Source organism: Corynebacterium sp. HMSC063A05 (assembly GCF_001809695.1).
Classification (GTDB): domain Bacteria; phylum Actinomycetota; class Actinomycetes; order Mycobacteriales; family Mycobacteriaceae; genus Corynebacterium; species Corynebacterium amycolatum.
Genome location: NZ_KV798489.1, coordinates 17,994 through 32,955 on the forward strand (window position 1 = coordinate 17,994; position 14,962 = coordinate 32,955).

A 14,962-nucleotide genomic window follows, 5' to 3' on the forward strand; every position below is an offset into this window, starting at 1 on the left:
TTGACTAGTCTAGTCCATCGACCCCGAATTAGAAAAACGGCGCTGCGCATAAGCGACGACGCTGACGATTGCGGCGCCGAGAATGAACAGTCCGAGGGCGAGTCCCCAGTCGGAGCCGATGCCCTGGAGCTCGTTGTTTTCGGTCTGCCATGGCCAGAGAGCGCGCAGCGAACCGAGCATCAGGCCGGACATGGCGACCAACGTGAGCGCCTGGTGTGTACTCAGCAGCCATTCGAGGAAGCGGATGAACAGCACGATGCCAATCAGCGCGCCGACGAAGAACGTGCCGATGTAGGCGAAGTTGCGGTCGTGAATCGCGCCCATGGTCGGTGCGTAGAGGCCGATGACCAGCAGGAAGAAGGAACCGGAAACGCCTGGCAGGACCAGCGCACACACGGCAATCGAAGCGGCGATGAGCACGAGCCAGAGAGGCGGCTGCGTCGGTGCGGCCTGGGGGAGGGAAGTCAGCGCAAACAGGGCGATGCTGAAAAACAGGAAGACAGCGATGGCCTTGCCTCGCATGCCCGGCTGACGCAGGGCACCCGGCTGCAGCTCGTTCAGCGGCATGGTGATTGAGGCGGCAATCATGCCCATGAACAGTGCTCGGGAAGCGACCGGCTGATTGGTGACGAAGTCCTCCATGATGCCAGCCATGGAGAAAACTATGGCAACCATGCCGATAGCCACCGGGATGAGCAGCCACCAGTCAATCCTGCGTAGGTCCTCTTTGAAGGTGCCCTTGGAGATCGCCCGCGGCAGGTCGGTGATGCGCTTTGCCGATTCAATCAGGCGTCCGTAGATGCCCGTAATCAGCGCAAGCGTACCTCCGGAGACACCCGGAATCGTCTCGGCGAGACCAATGAGGCCACCACGAACTGCGTTAGCGATGACAACCAGCGGGGTCGGCTTCGGGATTTCAGAGTAGGGGCTCGTGGTCGGCAGCGTAGTCGACTCTGCACCAGGAGCGCTCATATTTTCAGTAGACATCGCAGGCCATTGTATGTCTTCCACCTGAGAAGAAGCGTATTTCCGTGTGTGTATTAACAGCTTCGGGGTGCGATTAAGAACACAAAACAAAAAAGCAGCGCCTGGGGAGGCGCTGCTAATTCAGTGAGTCACGCAGGAGTAGGCGGTATGCGGTGGGTGGTGGAGCTGCTTCCTGAGCTGTTGAGCCGTGCTCGGACCCTAGCCGTGCTCGATAATCTGCTGCAGGCAGCTACCTAGGGCCTCCACCGAGATTTTCGGCGCGTTGGTCTCGTCGATCAAACCGGTGTCGGAAAGAACTAGGTATCCGACGCAGAGGGAAATAACCATCTGGCTGCGGTACACAGCAGTTTCGTGGCTGATGTCCTCTGGGCCGTCTTCTTCGACGCGGTGAATCAGGTCGTCGGCGATAGCTTCATTGAACCGTTCGGCGATGACTTTTGCAGTTTCCTCGGAGTCAAGGGATCCGACGATCAGCGGAATCATGGACTGTCCGGCCATTCCTTGACCAGTCAAAATAGCGCTGGCCATCCGCTGGCCAAGTTCATTGAAGGGAGCTCGGCTGAGCGTGCCTTTGAACTGGCTGAAGTCAATCAGTTCGGCCATGAGGCCTTCTTTGGAGCCGAAGTACTTGATGATGAGCGGCGCGCTAACGCCCGCATCGCTGGCAATCTCCTTCAGTGGCACGCTTCGCAAAGGCTTGCGCGCGAAGTGCCGAGCTGCAGCCGCGATAATGCGCTCGCGGGTGGAATGGGCACTCCGTTGGAAATTGGTCGAATCGAACTCACTCATGCTGACGAGTCTAAAGCCATGAAAGCGTAACTTCGCCAATTGCTTTCAGGCGCACGCGCAGGACGTGGCGATATGTTTTCGCGGCCACCTCAAAGAGGGGGTAATTTCTAGATGCCTCATTTTGGGCAGGTTCTATGCATGTTGTTGAACAATCGTTGGAAAATATGGAAAAACTCCAGGAAAATAAGGCGAATATTAAAGTTGGATTACAGCATTTCGGAAACTGAAACCAAGTGCCAAGCGACGCTCGGGAGGCTCCCTCTTGCGAATCACTGTTCAGGTGGACTAAGGGGCTGCTGAATCCGTTTCAAAATACAGCCTGATTACCGTAATTATTGTTCACCGAAGCTGGTCGGCCAACAGCTCATCCTGCGCAGCCCGCGAGTCCCCAGCGCGAATCTCAGTTTTCCTACGCTGTTCAATATTTTCCTACACTGGGATGTCATGAAGAAGACCCTCATGCTTATCGACGGTCATTCCATGGCCTTCCGCGCGTTTTTTGCCCTTCCGGTGGATAATTTCTCAACCACCGGCGGACAGACAACGAACGCGGTGTACGGCTTCCTTTCCATGCTGTCCAATATCCTCAGCGAGGAAAAGCCCACACACGTGGCGGTCGCCTTCGACGTCGCCCGCGAGACCTTCCGCAACGAGATTTTCCCGGAGTATAAGGCCCAGCGTGAGAAGACTCCTGAGGAATTCCGTGGTCAGGTGCCACTTATTCAGCAGGTGCTGAAAGAAATGGGCATTGTCACGCTGGAAAAGGACAACTACGAGGCCGACGACATCATCGCGACGTTGGCTACCCAGGCCAAGCCCGAGGGCTTCGAAACTCTCATTGTCACCGGCGATCGCGACTCGTTCCAGTTGGTCAACGACACCACCACCGTGCTCTATCCAATGCGTGGCGTCACTACGCTTCATCGCTTCACGCCAGAGGCTATTGAGAAGAAGTACGGTCTGACACCGACGCAGTACCCGGACTTCGCGGCACTCCGCGGCGACCCCTCCGATAACCTCCCGGGCATTCCGGGGGTCGGCGAGAAGACCGCGACCAAGTGGATCGTTCAGTACGGCACACTGGAAAATCTCATCGATCACGTCGACGAAATCCGCGGCAAAGTCGGCGACAACTTCCGCGAGCGCGTCGCAAATGTCCAGCTGAACCGTGACATCACCGAAATGGTCAAGGACCTGCCCTTGCCGTACGGTCCGAACGAGCTCGAGCTCCGGCCCGCTGATGCCCAGGGAATCATCGACTTCTTCGACCGCCTCGAATTCGGCGATAACCTCCGCGAGCGCGTCTTCCGCACCCTTTCTATCGAAGGCGCGGGCGTCACCGCCTCCACCAGTGACAGCGCGACAAAGCTCGAGGCTGTCTCGCTTGACGACGGCGCCCTGGCTGTCTGGCTCGATGAACTGCACGAGCCGGCCGCGTTGCAGGTCGGGGAGCATACCTTGATGATTGGCTCCGCTGATGAGAAGGGCAAGACCTCCAGTCAGGCCGTTTCTCTCGACCTCGGCGAGCTATCCGCAGAAGATGCCGACACACTGCGCGAGTGGCTCGCAGGCGACCACCCGAAGCTGGTGCATGACTGTAAATCGGCCATGCATGCGCTCTGGAACTATGGCTTCGAGCTGGCGGGGGTTATCCACGACACTTTCTTGGCCGCGTACCTGCTGCGCCCAAGTCAGCGCAGTTACAGCTTGGACAACGTCGTCCAGCGGCACCTGGGGCAGACTCTTTCGCAGGCCGACGGTCAGATGACCCTGCTCGATGGCCCGGCCGAAGACGCTTCCCATGTCGCCGCCGTTATCGACCTGGCTGAACGACTGGCGGTCGAACTCGACGAGGCCGGGCTCTACAGTGTGTACGCCGACCTGGAAGTTCCGCTTGCTCCAGTGCTTGGCCGGATGGAACGCGTCGGTATCGCTGTGGATGTCGATGCGCTCGAGGAGCTTCGCAAGCAGGCGCAGGCGGCTACCGATGAGGCGGAGAGTGAGGCTCGCAACCTCGTCGATAAGCCTGAGCTGAATCTCGGATCGCCGAAGCAGTTGCAAGAAGTCCTGTTTGACCAGCTGGGAATGCCCAAGACGAAGAAGACGAAGACTGGCTATTCCACGGCGGCGAAGGAAATTGAGGGGTTGGCGAAGGTCAACCCACATCCGTTCCTGGATTACCTGCTGAAGTTCCGCGAGTCGCAGAAGATGAAGTCAACCGTCGAGGGGTTGATTAAGGCCGTCGCCGATGATGGCCGTATTCATACGACTTTTAATCAGACGGTCGCGGCGACGGGGCGCCTGTCGTCGGCGGAGCCGAATCTGCAGAATATTCCGGTGCGCACGGAGTTCGGGCGACGGATTCGTGAGGCGTTCGTGGTGGGCGATGGCTATGCGCAGCTGATTACCGCGGACTACTCGCAGATTGAGATGCGTGTGATGGCGCACCTGTCGCAGGATCCGGGGCTGATTGAGGCCTACCGACAGGGCGAGGATCTGCATAACTACGTCGGCTCGAAGGTCTTCGGTGTCGGCATTGATGAGGTCACGCCCGAGCTGCGTCGTCGTGTGAAGGCGATGAGCTACGGTCTGGCTTACGGTCTGAGCGCTTTTGGTCTGGCTCAGCAGCTGGATATCCCGCAGCGCGAGGCGAAGAAGCTCATGGAGGACTACTTCGAGCGCTTCGGCGGCGTGCGCGATTACCTGCACAAGGTTGTTGAGCAGGCGCGCAAGGACGGCTTTACGGCCACGATGTTCGATCGGCGCCGCTACCTGCCGGAGCTCAACGCCGACAACCGCATCGCTCGCGATAACGCGGAACGCGCGGCATTGAACTCGCCGATTCAGGGGTCCGCTGCAGACATTATTAAGATTGCGATGCTCCGGGTCGACGATGCTTTACGACGCGGCGGGTTGCGCTCGCGTGTCCTCCTGCAGGTTCATGACGAACTGGTTGTGGAAGTTGCAGATGGGGAAGAGGCGGCAATCAAGGAGCTGTTGCATCGGGAGATGGACTCGGCGGCTGAATTGCTGGTACCGCTGGATGTTTCCATCGGTGCTGGTGTGAACTGGGATGCTGCTGCGCATTAGTGGTGCGAAGGCGGGGCGGAGGTCGCGGCCGGCGGACCTTTTGCGGACTCACCGAGGGCGTGTTGCGGACTTGAATGTCGCAGCTCAAATCGGTATTGTTCGCTAGGTATGCATTAGCATGCCGACTTTGCAGCCTCGAGTTCCGGGGGACATCGGGTTAACTAATTGCCAATGGCGAGATTCGCCGAAAGCGGATTTGGCCCGGTTGTCCAGGAGTTTCTTTGAGGGGCAAGGCCGAAATTGTCCGTTTTTCGATTTCTATCCGCTTCGGAGCACATCTTATATGTCCACTTCTAACGTCCCTCAGGTTGCCATCAACGACATTGGCACCGCTGAGGATTTCCTGGCCGCTGTCGACTCGACGATGAAGTACTTCAACGATGGTGACATCGTTGAGGGCACCGTCGTTAAGGTTGACCGCGACGAGGTTCTTCTCGACATCGGCTACAAGACTGAAGGTGTCATTCCTTCCCGCGAACTGTCCATCAAGCACGATGTCGACCCTGACGAAGTGGTCGAAGTTGGCGATGAGATCGACGCGCTGGTCCTGACCAAGGAAGACAAGGAAGGCCGCCTCATCCTGTCCAAGAAGCGCGCTCAGTACGAGCGTGCTTGGGGCACCATCGAGCAGCTCAAGGAGAACGACGAGCCGGTTACCGGTACCGTCATCGAGGTCGTCAAGGGCGGCCTGATCCTCGACATCGGCCTGCGCGGCTTCTTGCCGGCTTCCCTCGTCGAGATGCGTCGTGTCCGCGACCTCCAGCCGTACATCGGCCAGGAGATTGAGGCCAAGATCATCGAGCTCGACAAGAACCGCAACAACGTCGTTCTGTCCCGCCGTGCATGGCTCGAGCAGACCCAGTCTGAGGTCCGCTCCGAGTTCCTGCACCAGCTGCAGAAGGGCCAGGTCCGCAAGGGTGTCGTTTCCTCCATCGTCAACTTCGGCGCATTCGTCGATCTCGGCGGTGTTGACGGCCTGGTTCACGTTTCCGAGCTGTCCTGGAAGCACATCGACCACCCGTCCGAGGTTGTCCAGGTTGGCGACGAGGTCACCGTCGAGGTTCTCGAGGTCGACCTGAACCGCGAGCGCGTTTCCCTGTCCCTGAAGGCTACTCAGGAAGATCCGTGGCGCGTCTTTGCCCGCACTCACGCAATCGGCCAGATTGTACCGGGCAAGGTCACCAAGCTGGTTCCGTTCGGTGCGTTCGTCCGCGTCGAGGAAGGCATCGAGGGTCTGGTTCACATCTCCGAGCTGGCTTCCCGCCACATCGATGTTCCGGACCAGATCGTCTCCGTCGACGAGCAGGTCATGGTCAAGGTCATCGATATCGACCTCGAGCGTCGTCGTATCTCCCTGTCCCTCAAGCAGGCTGACGAGGACTTCACCGAAGAGTTCGACCCGACCAAGTACGGCATGGGCGACTCCTACGACGAGCAGGGCAACTACATCTTCCCGGAGGGCTTCGACCCGGAGACCAACGAGTGGATGGAGGGCTTCGAGACCCAGCGCGCAGAGTGGGAGGCTCGCTACGCAGAGGCGGAGCGTCACCACCAGCTGCACGCTGCCCAGATCGAGCGTCACCGCGCTGCAGCTGCCGAGGCTGCAGAGACCGCTTCGAACTACTCCTCCGAGTCCGGCGAGGCAGCTCCGGCTGCTCCGGCCGCACCGGCTGCAGACAACGCAGGCGGCACCCTGGCTTCCGACGAGCAGCTCGCTGCTCTGCGTGAGAAGCTGGCTGGCAACTAAGCTAGACCGCTAAGGGCTTATACGTCCCTTTGAGAAATGGCCCCGGCGAGGTTTTCCTCGCTGGGGCTTTTTCGTGCCTTCTTTGCTTTACGACGGGCACCCGCTCGGCCTTTTTTCTAGTGGCGGCTTGGGTGCTTGCTGCATTTTTGGTCCTGGTGTTGGGACTTTGGGCCATGAAGGTGGCACCGCTGTTGCCTAAGGCGGGCTTGCGCTTCACCAGAAGTGGCTTGCTGCACAGTAACCGGCTGCTGGCGAAGCTCAAGCCGTCCTAATGGCCTTGGTGGCCCTTATGGCCGTGGTTGCCCTGTCGATTTTGGTGGCTCTGTCTGTTCTGGCCGCCGTTGACAGCCTGTCTGCCTACCCATATGGTTGATGATATGACAACAAAGTATGAAGCTAACCAGATAGAGGACTCCTCCCATTCCACCGGCGGTGTGTACTCCCAGGAGGGCAAAGACTTTAACCGCGATACTCGCTATATCAATGACCGCATTGTTAAGAACGGTCGCGAGGTAGGCGAGGGGATTAAGACGTGGCCCGTTGAAGCCGGGCGCTACCGTCTTGTTGCGGCTCGTGCGTGCCCGTGGGCACACCGCACGCTTATCGTTCGCAGGCTGCTCGGCTTGGAAGATGCAATTTCGGTCGGAATTCCAGGGCCGGTTCACGATGCCCGCTCCTGGACATTCGACAAGGGGCCAGGTGGCCGCGACGAAATACTCGGCTACGAGCGCCTGCAGGAGGCATTCCTAAAGCGCTTCCCGGACTGCCAGCGGGGCATTACCGTCCCGGCCATCGTCGAGATTGAATCGGGCGAGGTTGTGACCAACGACTTCCCCTGGATCACCTTGGATTTCATTACCGAGTGGACCGAGTTTCATCGCCACGGCGCCCCGGATCTCTACCCGGAGGAGATGCGTGAGGAAATGGATGAGCTCATGGGGTTCATCTATACCGAAATCAATAACGGCGTCTATTGCTGTGGCTTCGCGGGTTCGCAGGAGTCCTATGACAAGGCTTACGACCGCCTGTTCAGCGCCCTAGACAAGGTATCTGAGCGCTTAGAGACCCGCCGCTACCTCATGGGCGACCACATCACTGAGGCCGACATTCGCCTTTACACGACCCTCATCCGCTTCGATGCGGTCTACCACGGCCACTTCAAGTGCAACCGGAACACGATCTCCGAGATGCCGGTTCTATACAACTACCTGCGCGATCTCTTCCAGACACCTGGCTTTGGCGACACCACTGACTTCGTCGACATCAAGCGCCACTACTACGAGGTCCATCGCGACCTCAATCCTTTAGGTATTGTCCCGAAGGGCCCGGAGCTCTTCGACCTGCTCCAGCCGCACGGTCGTGAAGACCTTGGTGGCAGCCCATTTGGTAACGGTACCGCTCCGGATTCAGTCAACCCGGATCCCGTTGAAGAGGGCCACCGCATCGAGGATCTCGTCGTAAAGCACTAACGTGCCGGGGCGTGTCGACGTACCCTTAGAGACATGCTCAAAGTAGGACTAACCGGTGGCATGGGCAGTGGAAAATCTACGGTCGCCCGTAGGTTTGCCGAGCTCGGTGCCGCCATCATCGACGCTGATCAGATTGCTCGTGACGTCGTCGAACCCGGCGAACCGGCGCTGGCCGAACTCGCCGAAGCTTTCGGCGAGGGCATTTTGCTTGACGACGGCTCCCTCAACCGCGGTGAGCTTGCGAAGCGGGCCTTCGTATCCGCGGAGAAGACGGAGCTGCTGAACTCCATCACTCACCCGCGTATTGAGCAGCGCACCGAAGAGCAGTTCAACGCGGCAGGTGACGCCATCATCGTGTTCGACTCGCCGCTGCTAATTGAAATGGGGCAGTCGGAAGTGCAGGACCTCGTCGTGGTTGTGCATACCCCGGTGGAGGTCCGTCTCGACCGTCTGGTGGAAAGCCGCGGTGTAGACCGAGAGGATGCGAAGCAGCGCATCGCTAAGCAAATCAGCGACGATAAGCGTTTGCAGTTCGCCGATGTGGTGCTGGAAAACTCAGGTACCGAGGAGGATCTCGTGCGCCAGGTCGACCGGATTTGGGAGCGGATTATTCAGCCGCTGAACCAGATTCGTCAGCTACAGGCCGGGCAATAGCAGTCCGACCAGTAAACAGTTCCGCAAGCAGACTGACCAGCGGAAGCCCATCTAGGAGGAAGACCGACCGGCAAGATAATCCCGCAGCCGCGCGATCGCCTCCTCAATCACCTCGGCGCGCTTGCAGAAAGCGAATCGCACCAGGTCGCGGTATTTTTCTGACTCCGGGTCATCCACAAAGGCGGTGACAGGGATAGCTCCGACTCGGCATTCCTTGACCAGGCGGGTGCAGGTCTCCAGTGCGTCGCCAAGCCCCCAGCTCGAGACATCGGCGACGACAAAATACCCTGCCTGCGGCGTGAAGACGTCGGCGCCAAGGCCCTCCAGCCCATCGGCGAGGAGCCGCATGTTGCCCTCGAGTTGGCTCGCTAGCTCATCCACCCATGGAGCACATTCTTTCAGGCCACGGGCGACCGCCGGCTGGAGGGGAGTAGCACCGACATAGCTCAAGAACTGCTTGGCCTTGACCACGCCATCGAGCAACTCGGCCGGAGCGAGCGTCCAGCCAATCTTCCAGCCGGTGACGTTGAAGGTCTTTGCGGCGCTGGACACGACAATGGTGCGCTCACGCATGCCCGGCAGAGTGCTGATGGAAGAGTGTGACAATCCGTTGAAGTACAGGCGTTCGTAGACTTCGTCGGCAAGCACAAGCAGATTGTTTGCGATGGCGACATCGGCGATAGCCTGCAAGTCCTCGTTTGTGAGGATGGTGCCGGTGGGATTGTGCGGCGAATTGATGATGATCATGGCCGTTTCGGCGGTGACGGCATCGGCAAGTGCACTGCGGTCGAGCGACCAGAAGCGTTCGGTGTCCGAGGCCGTGGGAATGAGCGGCACCGCGGTATATGTGCAGTTAGCCAGTGCGATGGCGGCTTTGTACGAGTCGTAGTACGGCTCGATGACGATGACGTGGCTGCCGGGTTCGAGATGCCCCAAGGCGGTGGCGGCAATCGCTTCCGTGGCGCCGACGGTGACCAGGCATTCGGCGTCGGCATCGTAGACCTGTCCCGTGCGGCGGGCGCGATCGGCGACGATGGCCTCGCGGAGCACCTTCATACCGCGGCCGGGTCCGTACTGGTTATTTCCGCCAGCTATCTGATGCTGCGCCTCAGCGAGTACCTCCGCCGGCCCGTCCCAATCGGGGAAGCCCTGCCCAAGATTGATTGCATCGTACTCAGTGGCGAGGCGGGACATGGTGGCGAAAATGGTCTCGCCGAAAGGGCGCAAGCGGGAAACGGTCATGGTATCTACTGTAGGTGGAATCTCATGAGTTCGAAGCATGAAGCTGCAGGATGTGATGGTCGTCAGTCCGCGAAGCTGTGTACACCAGCTTTGGCGTGCCATCTCTGAGCGCTACAAATCGAAGCGACAATTCTAGATAAGAGCTTCAGATATTCTGTGCATTCTCTTCCTTTTAAAAAATAGTCTTTACCGCATGCAAGATTGGTCGTGGTACGCCCTTGAGGCTGCCAAATTGGTACAGCTGCGTGGCAGAGTTCCAGAAATTATCGCAGTTATACTAATGCTGCTGACTCTCGGGTTTCTCCTTTGGCTGGTTGCAAAGGGGAACAGCTCTAGAAAACCGGGACTAATTCAAGTTTGCGCGATTGTAGTGGCTGTCTCTGTGGTGAGCACCATCGGCTGGTATGTGCTTAATAAGGTGTGGCGACCGATCCCGGACTACATCGGTATTGAAGTTTTCGGACCATTCGCATCTGGCTTGTCCGGCATCGTTGCTCTAGTTGTAATTGCGTCTTCCAAGAAGCCTAGGCGCATCATTGCGGGTCTTCTCGTCTGCTCACTATCAGTACTCGGCGCCTATGCCGTTCCCAATATTCACTATGGCACGTATGCAAACTTGGCCCAGGTGCTACGCGGACCAGGCAAAGTGCAGGCTTTTGGCGAGGTAGATGGGCTCGCGCCGGTCGCGGATGTTTATCGTCCCGATGACAGTGGTTCGGCAAAACAAACATCCTTGGAACAACGGTGGCGGCCACGCCAAGCCGAAAATATAGGTACTGATAGTAGCGTTCTCGTTCAAGCCGATATCCCTGCTACTAACTTCTCTCCGCGCCCCTCCATCGTCTACCTTCCTCCGGCATATTTTACTCGACCGCGTCCGCTGCTGCCTGTGCTTGTGCTAATGCCAGGACAGCCGGGTACGCCTAAGGATTGGTTGGTAAACGGTGACCTAAAAAACACTATGGACCGCTTTGCTGAGCAACACAATGGATTGGCGCCGATTGTGGCGATTGCTGATCAGCTTTCTTCGAGCTTCAAGAACCCGCTCTGCTCCGATACTGAAAATGGGGCGGTCGCAACCTATCTGGAACATGACGTACCGGCGTGGCTAGAGGAACACTTCCAAGTAGACACTCGACCGCAATCGTGGGCTGTTGGCGGATTGTCCAATGGAGGTACCTGCGCAATGCAGGTTCTCAGCCGTAAAGGTGGGCCGTACCGCACCGTTTTGGACATGTCGGGTGAGGAGTTTCCAAATCTGCACAACCTTGAGACGACTATCGACAAGGGATTTGACGGTGACAAGGCCGCATTTGAGGAAAACAATCCACTTTCGATTTTTTCCTCGGGGGAGGATTTCACCGGGTATTCCGCATTTTGTTCCATTGGCGATAAGGAACCTAGAGACGTCATCGAAGGGCTCTGGAAAGTCTGCCGAGCCGGGCATAGCCAGGGAATGGACGTACAGGAGCGCACCTATTCTGGAACGCACGAATGGAAGGTGTGGGAGAAGTCGCTTGACGACGAGCTTCCCTGGCTCGCGGCGAAAATGAATCTTATTCGGACGCCGAGCCACTAAGTCGCAAGACTACTAAATATGTTTCCCAATACGCCATTAAAAGTGGGCTGTCTGTTTAGATCAACTTCGAGATAAAAGATTGGATTTCAAGGATATGGCGCTACAATCGTTATTTCAGTGGCTTAGGGCGCACGGAAAAATCTTAAAGATTGTTTTCTATATTGCGATAATCTCCATTATCGTGCTTGTCGCTCGTGACCAGTTTGCCGCTATTTCAGGAAGCCAACTTCGAGAAATATTTGTTGATACGTCGATGCACGTAAATGCAATCATCATGGCATTGGGACTGATTGCGTTCAGCGCGACGGGGCTCTACGATTTGGTCGCTTCCAAATACGCCGGTGTGGAGGTGTCACCGCGCGAAGCGTTGAAAATCGGTTGGATTGCGCAGGCCTTTAATAATTTTGCCGGATTTGGCGGTCTCACCGGAGGCACAATTCGCGCAAAATACTATACCTGGGCGAGTGCGGACCGAGATAAGTCCATTGGAGTTTCGGCCAGTGTGTGGGCTGCCAACCTACTTGGATTATTCGTACTGTTGGCAATAACTTTGCCGTACGCAGTGCATTTCGATGGCTGGTTAATTATCGTCGCGATAATCTCATGTATGTATCTACCGCTGTTTTTCTTGGCGGACAGATTGAAACTTGGGGTGATCGATTTAAGAAAAACGACGTTTGCGCAGATAGGAATGCGCGAAAAATGGAATCTTCTCGGCGCCTCTGTTATCGATTGGGCCGCAGCTGGGCTATTTTTCTGGGCATGTGTTCGTGTCTTCACACCGGATTTCTCATTCCCAATTGCTATCTTTATTTTTGCAACCGCGACTTTGGCCGGATTGCTATCTTTCCTGCCCGCGGGTGCCGGTAGCTTCGACCTCACGGTGATTGCACTGTGCGCCAAACTTGGCCTCGACACTAATCAAGTTTTGCTTGGGCTGGTACTGTATCGCGTTTTCTATTACATCGTTCCGTGGCTGTTGGCCACGGTCGTGTGGGTCGCCGACAGCGTGAAAGAACTCGAGTCCGATTTTCCGCACCGTGTCATGGCGCGGGTGCTGGCTTTAGTAACCGTTTTTTCTAGCCTCCTGCTCTTTATCTCAGCGCTAACACCTGAAATCGCCTCTCGTATTCAAATCATCCAAGAGGTTTTGCCAAGTACTGTGCGGAAGGCATCGCACTTGACAGTGTTATTTACCGCAGTCATGTTGCTTATCTTGGCGCGCGGGATTAACCAGCGAGTTAGGCGTTGTTACCAGCTGGTCTTGGTCTTGCTCGGTGTGGCAGCTGTTGCTTGTTTAGCCCGCGGAATCGACTATGAAGAGGCTATTTATCTCGGGGTCTTTGCACTAGCACTATTTGCATCGCGCAGTGCCTTTGACCGAGATCCACTCCCATTAAAGTGGAGTAGTTTCGTGCCGACGGCAGCTCTGGCGATTGCTATTCCAATCGTGCTTTCGAGTTGGCATGCGCTTCGGGTAAACAAGGTGGTCAATGTACCCGCACCATCCCATCATGCCAATACCCACTGGCCAATGATTCTTTTCTACGTAATGCTCGCCTGCGCAGTGGCAATTGCGGTATTGTTTTCTCGTTGCCGCGCTCCAGAGTTTGAGGAGCCATGCGAAGAGCAGACACGTCGTTTCGAGAAGCTGATTGCAAAATGGGGTGGAAATGCTTTCTCGCACCTATATTACCTAGGCGACAAGCAGGTCTTCTTTACCGTCGATAAGCGAAATGGTGCGGATAGAGCAGCACTGTTGTATCGCCCGCAGGGTACGACATTGATTGCACTCGGTGACCCATTTGGCGACCCGGATTCTTTCAATCAATTATTCGCGGACTTTATTGATTATGCAGACACCTTTCAGTGTTCCGTCGCATTCTATGAAGTGGGCGAAGAGCATTTGGCGCGGTGCGTCAATGAGGGGATGAGCCTGGTCAAATTAGGTGAAGATGCGACGGTTGATATTTCTGGCTTCACGAGAGTCGGTAGTAAAGGCAAGACCTTCCGGCGCATGCACAACAAGTTGGAAAGCTCCGCTTGTACTTTTGAAATTGTCGAAGCACCGTACAGTCCAGACCTCATTACGGAATTGCGAGATGCATCGCAGGCGTGGCTCGGAAAGCGCACAGAAATGAGTTTTTCTCTCGGCTTCTTCGACGAGAATTATCTATCTCGTGCACCGATTGCCATAGTCCGATCGGCAGACTCAGATCGTATTGAAGGGTTCGCATCGCTAATGCCGCAGGGGTTAAGCGTTGCGTCGGTGGATTTGATGCGCATTCGCCCCGATGCGCCAGATGGCGTGATGGATGGCATTTTCGTGAATCTGATGGAGTGGGCAAAGAACCATGGATATACCGAGTTCAATTTTGGCATGGCACCAATGTCAAACACAGGTGCCCGACCGCATTCTAGGCTCAGCGAAAAAACGATCTATTTGGTGTACAACTACGGCGGACGGATTTATAACTTCCGCGGGCTGCGCAATTACAAGGAGAAGTTCAAGCCTGTATGGAAGTCTCGGTACTTGACCTACACCGATGTGAAATCGTTGCCTGCCATTACCGCAAGTCTGTCGAAACTGATCAATCGGCCAGGGCAGTATTCAGCAATTGCGCTGTCAACGAGTGAAGACGAAATGCCTGCTCCCGAAATGGCAATCAACGCTAATTGATATAAATCCGTGCGTCGTTTCCGCCGCTGCACGCCACGACACCATCGCCCTGCGTGCCGCAGCTGACATCGTAGGTCTGGCCGGTCGCAGGGCTCGTTGCCTGAATATTCGGCTTCAAATTATCGCGAATGTTATCAGCGGTGGCGTTGAGACCGTCGGTCTGCTGATGGAAGACCTCGGTGGCAAACTCACAGCTGGTATTCGGCCCGGCAACGACCAGATTCGTGCGGTAACCATCGCCATACACGCAAACAGTCATCTCCTCGCCCCCGGTAAACGTGGTCCCCGGCGACGAGTTGCTGTAGATGATGTCCCTCATCGCCTGGCCGATGTCTGCATTTTCGCTTGACGACGAAGACGTGGTTTCCGTATCCCCATTGGTTTGTCCACCATTTTGTGATGGGGCCGTCTCGGAAGAATTTGCATCGTCGGAGGTGTCGTCGGAGTTTCCGGCAGCGCCACCGTTATTGCTGCCGCCAGCATCAGAGTTTGAGCCGGTTGGGTTCGGCCTATTCTCTGAGTTTGCGTTTGATGCGTTGCCGTCAGTCTGAGTCATGGTGGCGGTGTCAGCTGCCGATTGGCTAGTTACTGCGCCGTCGTTTTGAGAGCAGGCGGTGAAGGTCAATGCGGTTGTGGCGAGGATACCGGCGATGAGTGCACGTCGTGAAGCAAAGGTGTGGTGGGTGTTCGTAGGCGTCACGCAGTGGGCAGTAGGGAGTTTTCGC

The 14,962-nt window shown here is 56.7% G+C and carries 10 protein-coding genes; 6 read left to right on the forward strand and 4 right to left on the reverse strand.

The features are described 5' to 3' along the window. Window positions 1–9 precede the first annotated feature (9 nt). Both HMPREF2651_RS00090 and HMPREF2651_RS00095 read right to left on the reverse strand, forming a co-directional pair. The gene (locus HMPREF2651_RS00090; RefSeq protein ID WP_049180959.1) at window positions 10–987 is read right to left on the reverse strand and encodes a DUF368 domain-containing protein; all 978 of its coding nucleotides are present in this window, start codon (window positions 985–987) and stop codon (window positions 10–12) included. A 198-nt stretch (window positions 988–1,185) separates the two neighbouring features. Beyond that, window positions 1,186–1,776 carry a TetR/AcrR family transcriptional regulator gene (locus tag HMPREF2651_RS00095; protein WP_049180960.1) on the reverse strand — a complete coding sequence of 197 codons (591 nt, stop codon included), beginning with the start codon at window positions 1,774–1,776 and terminating at the stop codon, window positions 1,186–1,188. 459 nt (window positions 1,777–2,235) lie between these two features. Here HMPREF2651_RS00095 and polA point away from each other — a divergent pair, with 459 nt between their 5' ends. From polA to coaE, 4 genes are all read left to right on the forward strand, one after another. Next, window positions 2,236–4,866, forward strand: coding sequence for a DNA polymerase I (gene polA / locus HMPREF2651_RS00100; protein ID WP_049180961.1), 2,631 nt, complete (start codon window positions 2,236–2,238; stop codon window positions 4,864–4,866). A 283-nt stretch (window positions 4,867–5,149) separates the two neighbouring features. Beyond that, on the forward strand, window positions 5,150–6,613 hold the full coding sequence (gene rpsA / locus HMPREF2651_RS00105) for a 30S ribosomal protein S1 (protein ID WP_005510285.1): 1,464 nt from the start codon (window positions 5,150–5,152) through the stop codon (window positions 6,611–6,613). A 377-nt stretch (window positions 6,614–6,990) separates the two neighbouring features. After that, entirely contained in the window at window positions 6,991–8,082 is a 1,092-nt protein-coding gene (locus tag HMPREF2651_RS00115; RefSeq protein ID WP_246817319.1) for a glutathione S-transferase family protein, read from the forward strand. Between the two features lie 33 nt (window positions 8,083–8,115). Beyond that, entirely contained in the window at window positions 8,116–8,736 is a 621-nt protein-coding gene (gene coaE, locus HMPREF2651_RS00120; protein WP_038625675.1) for a dephospho-CoA kinase, read from the forward strand. Between the two features lie 51 nt (window positions 8,737–8,787). Here coaE and HMPREF2651_RS00125 read toward each other — a convergent pair whose 3' ends face one another. Next, on the reverse strand, window positions 8,788–9,978 hold the full coding sequence (locus tag HMPREF2651_RS00125) for an aminotransferase class I/II-fold pyridoxal phosphate-dependent enzyme (protein WP_049180963.1): 1,191 nt from the start codon (window positions 9,976–9,978) through the stop codon (window positions 8,788–8,790). A 193-nt stretch (window positions 9,979–10,171) separates the two neighbouring features. Here HMPREF2651_RS00125 and HMPREF2651_RS00130 point away from each other — a divergent pair, with 193 nt between their 5' ends. Together HMPREF2651_RS00130 and mprF are read left to right on the forward strand one after the other, a co-directional pair. After that, on the forward strand, window positions 10,172–11,557 hold the full coding sequence (locus tag HMPREF2651_RS00130; RefSeq protein WP_049180964.1) for an alpha/beta hydrolase: 1,386 nt from the start codon (window positions 10,172–10,174) through the stop codon (window positions 11,555–11,557). Between the two features lie 94 nt (window positions 11,558–11,651). After that, window positions 11,652–14,237 (forward strand): bifunctional lysylphosphatidylglycerol flippase/synthetase MprF, encoded by a 2,586-nt coding sequence (mprF, locus tag HMPREF2651_RS00135; protein WP_049180965.1) that lies wholly within the window; start codon window positions 11,652–11,654, stop codon window positions 14,235–14,237. Here mprF and HMPREF2651_RS00140 read toward each other — a convergent pair. Continuing rightward, window positions 14,230–14,937, reverse strand: coding sequence for a hypothetical protein (locus tag HMPREF2651_RS00140; protein WP_038625670.1), 708 nt, complete (start codon window positions 14,935–14,937; stop codon window positions 14,230–14,232). The genes mprF and HMPREF2651_RS00140 overlap by 8 nt on opposite strands. Window positions 14,938–14,962: the final 25 nt, after the last annotated feature.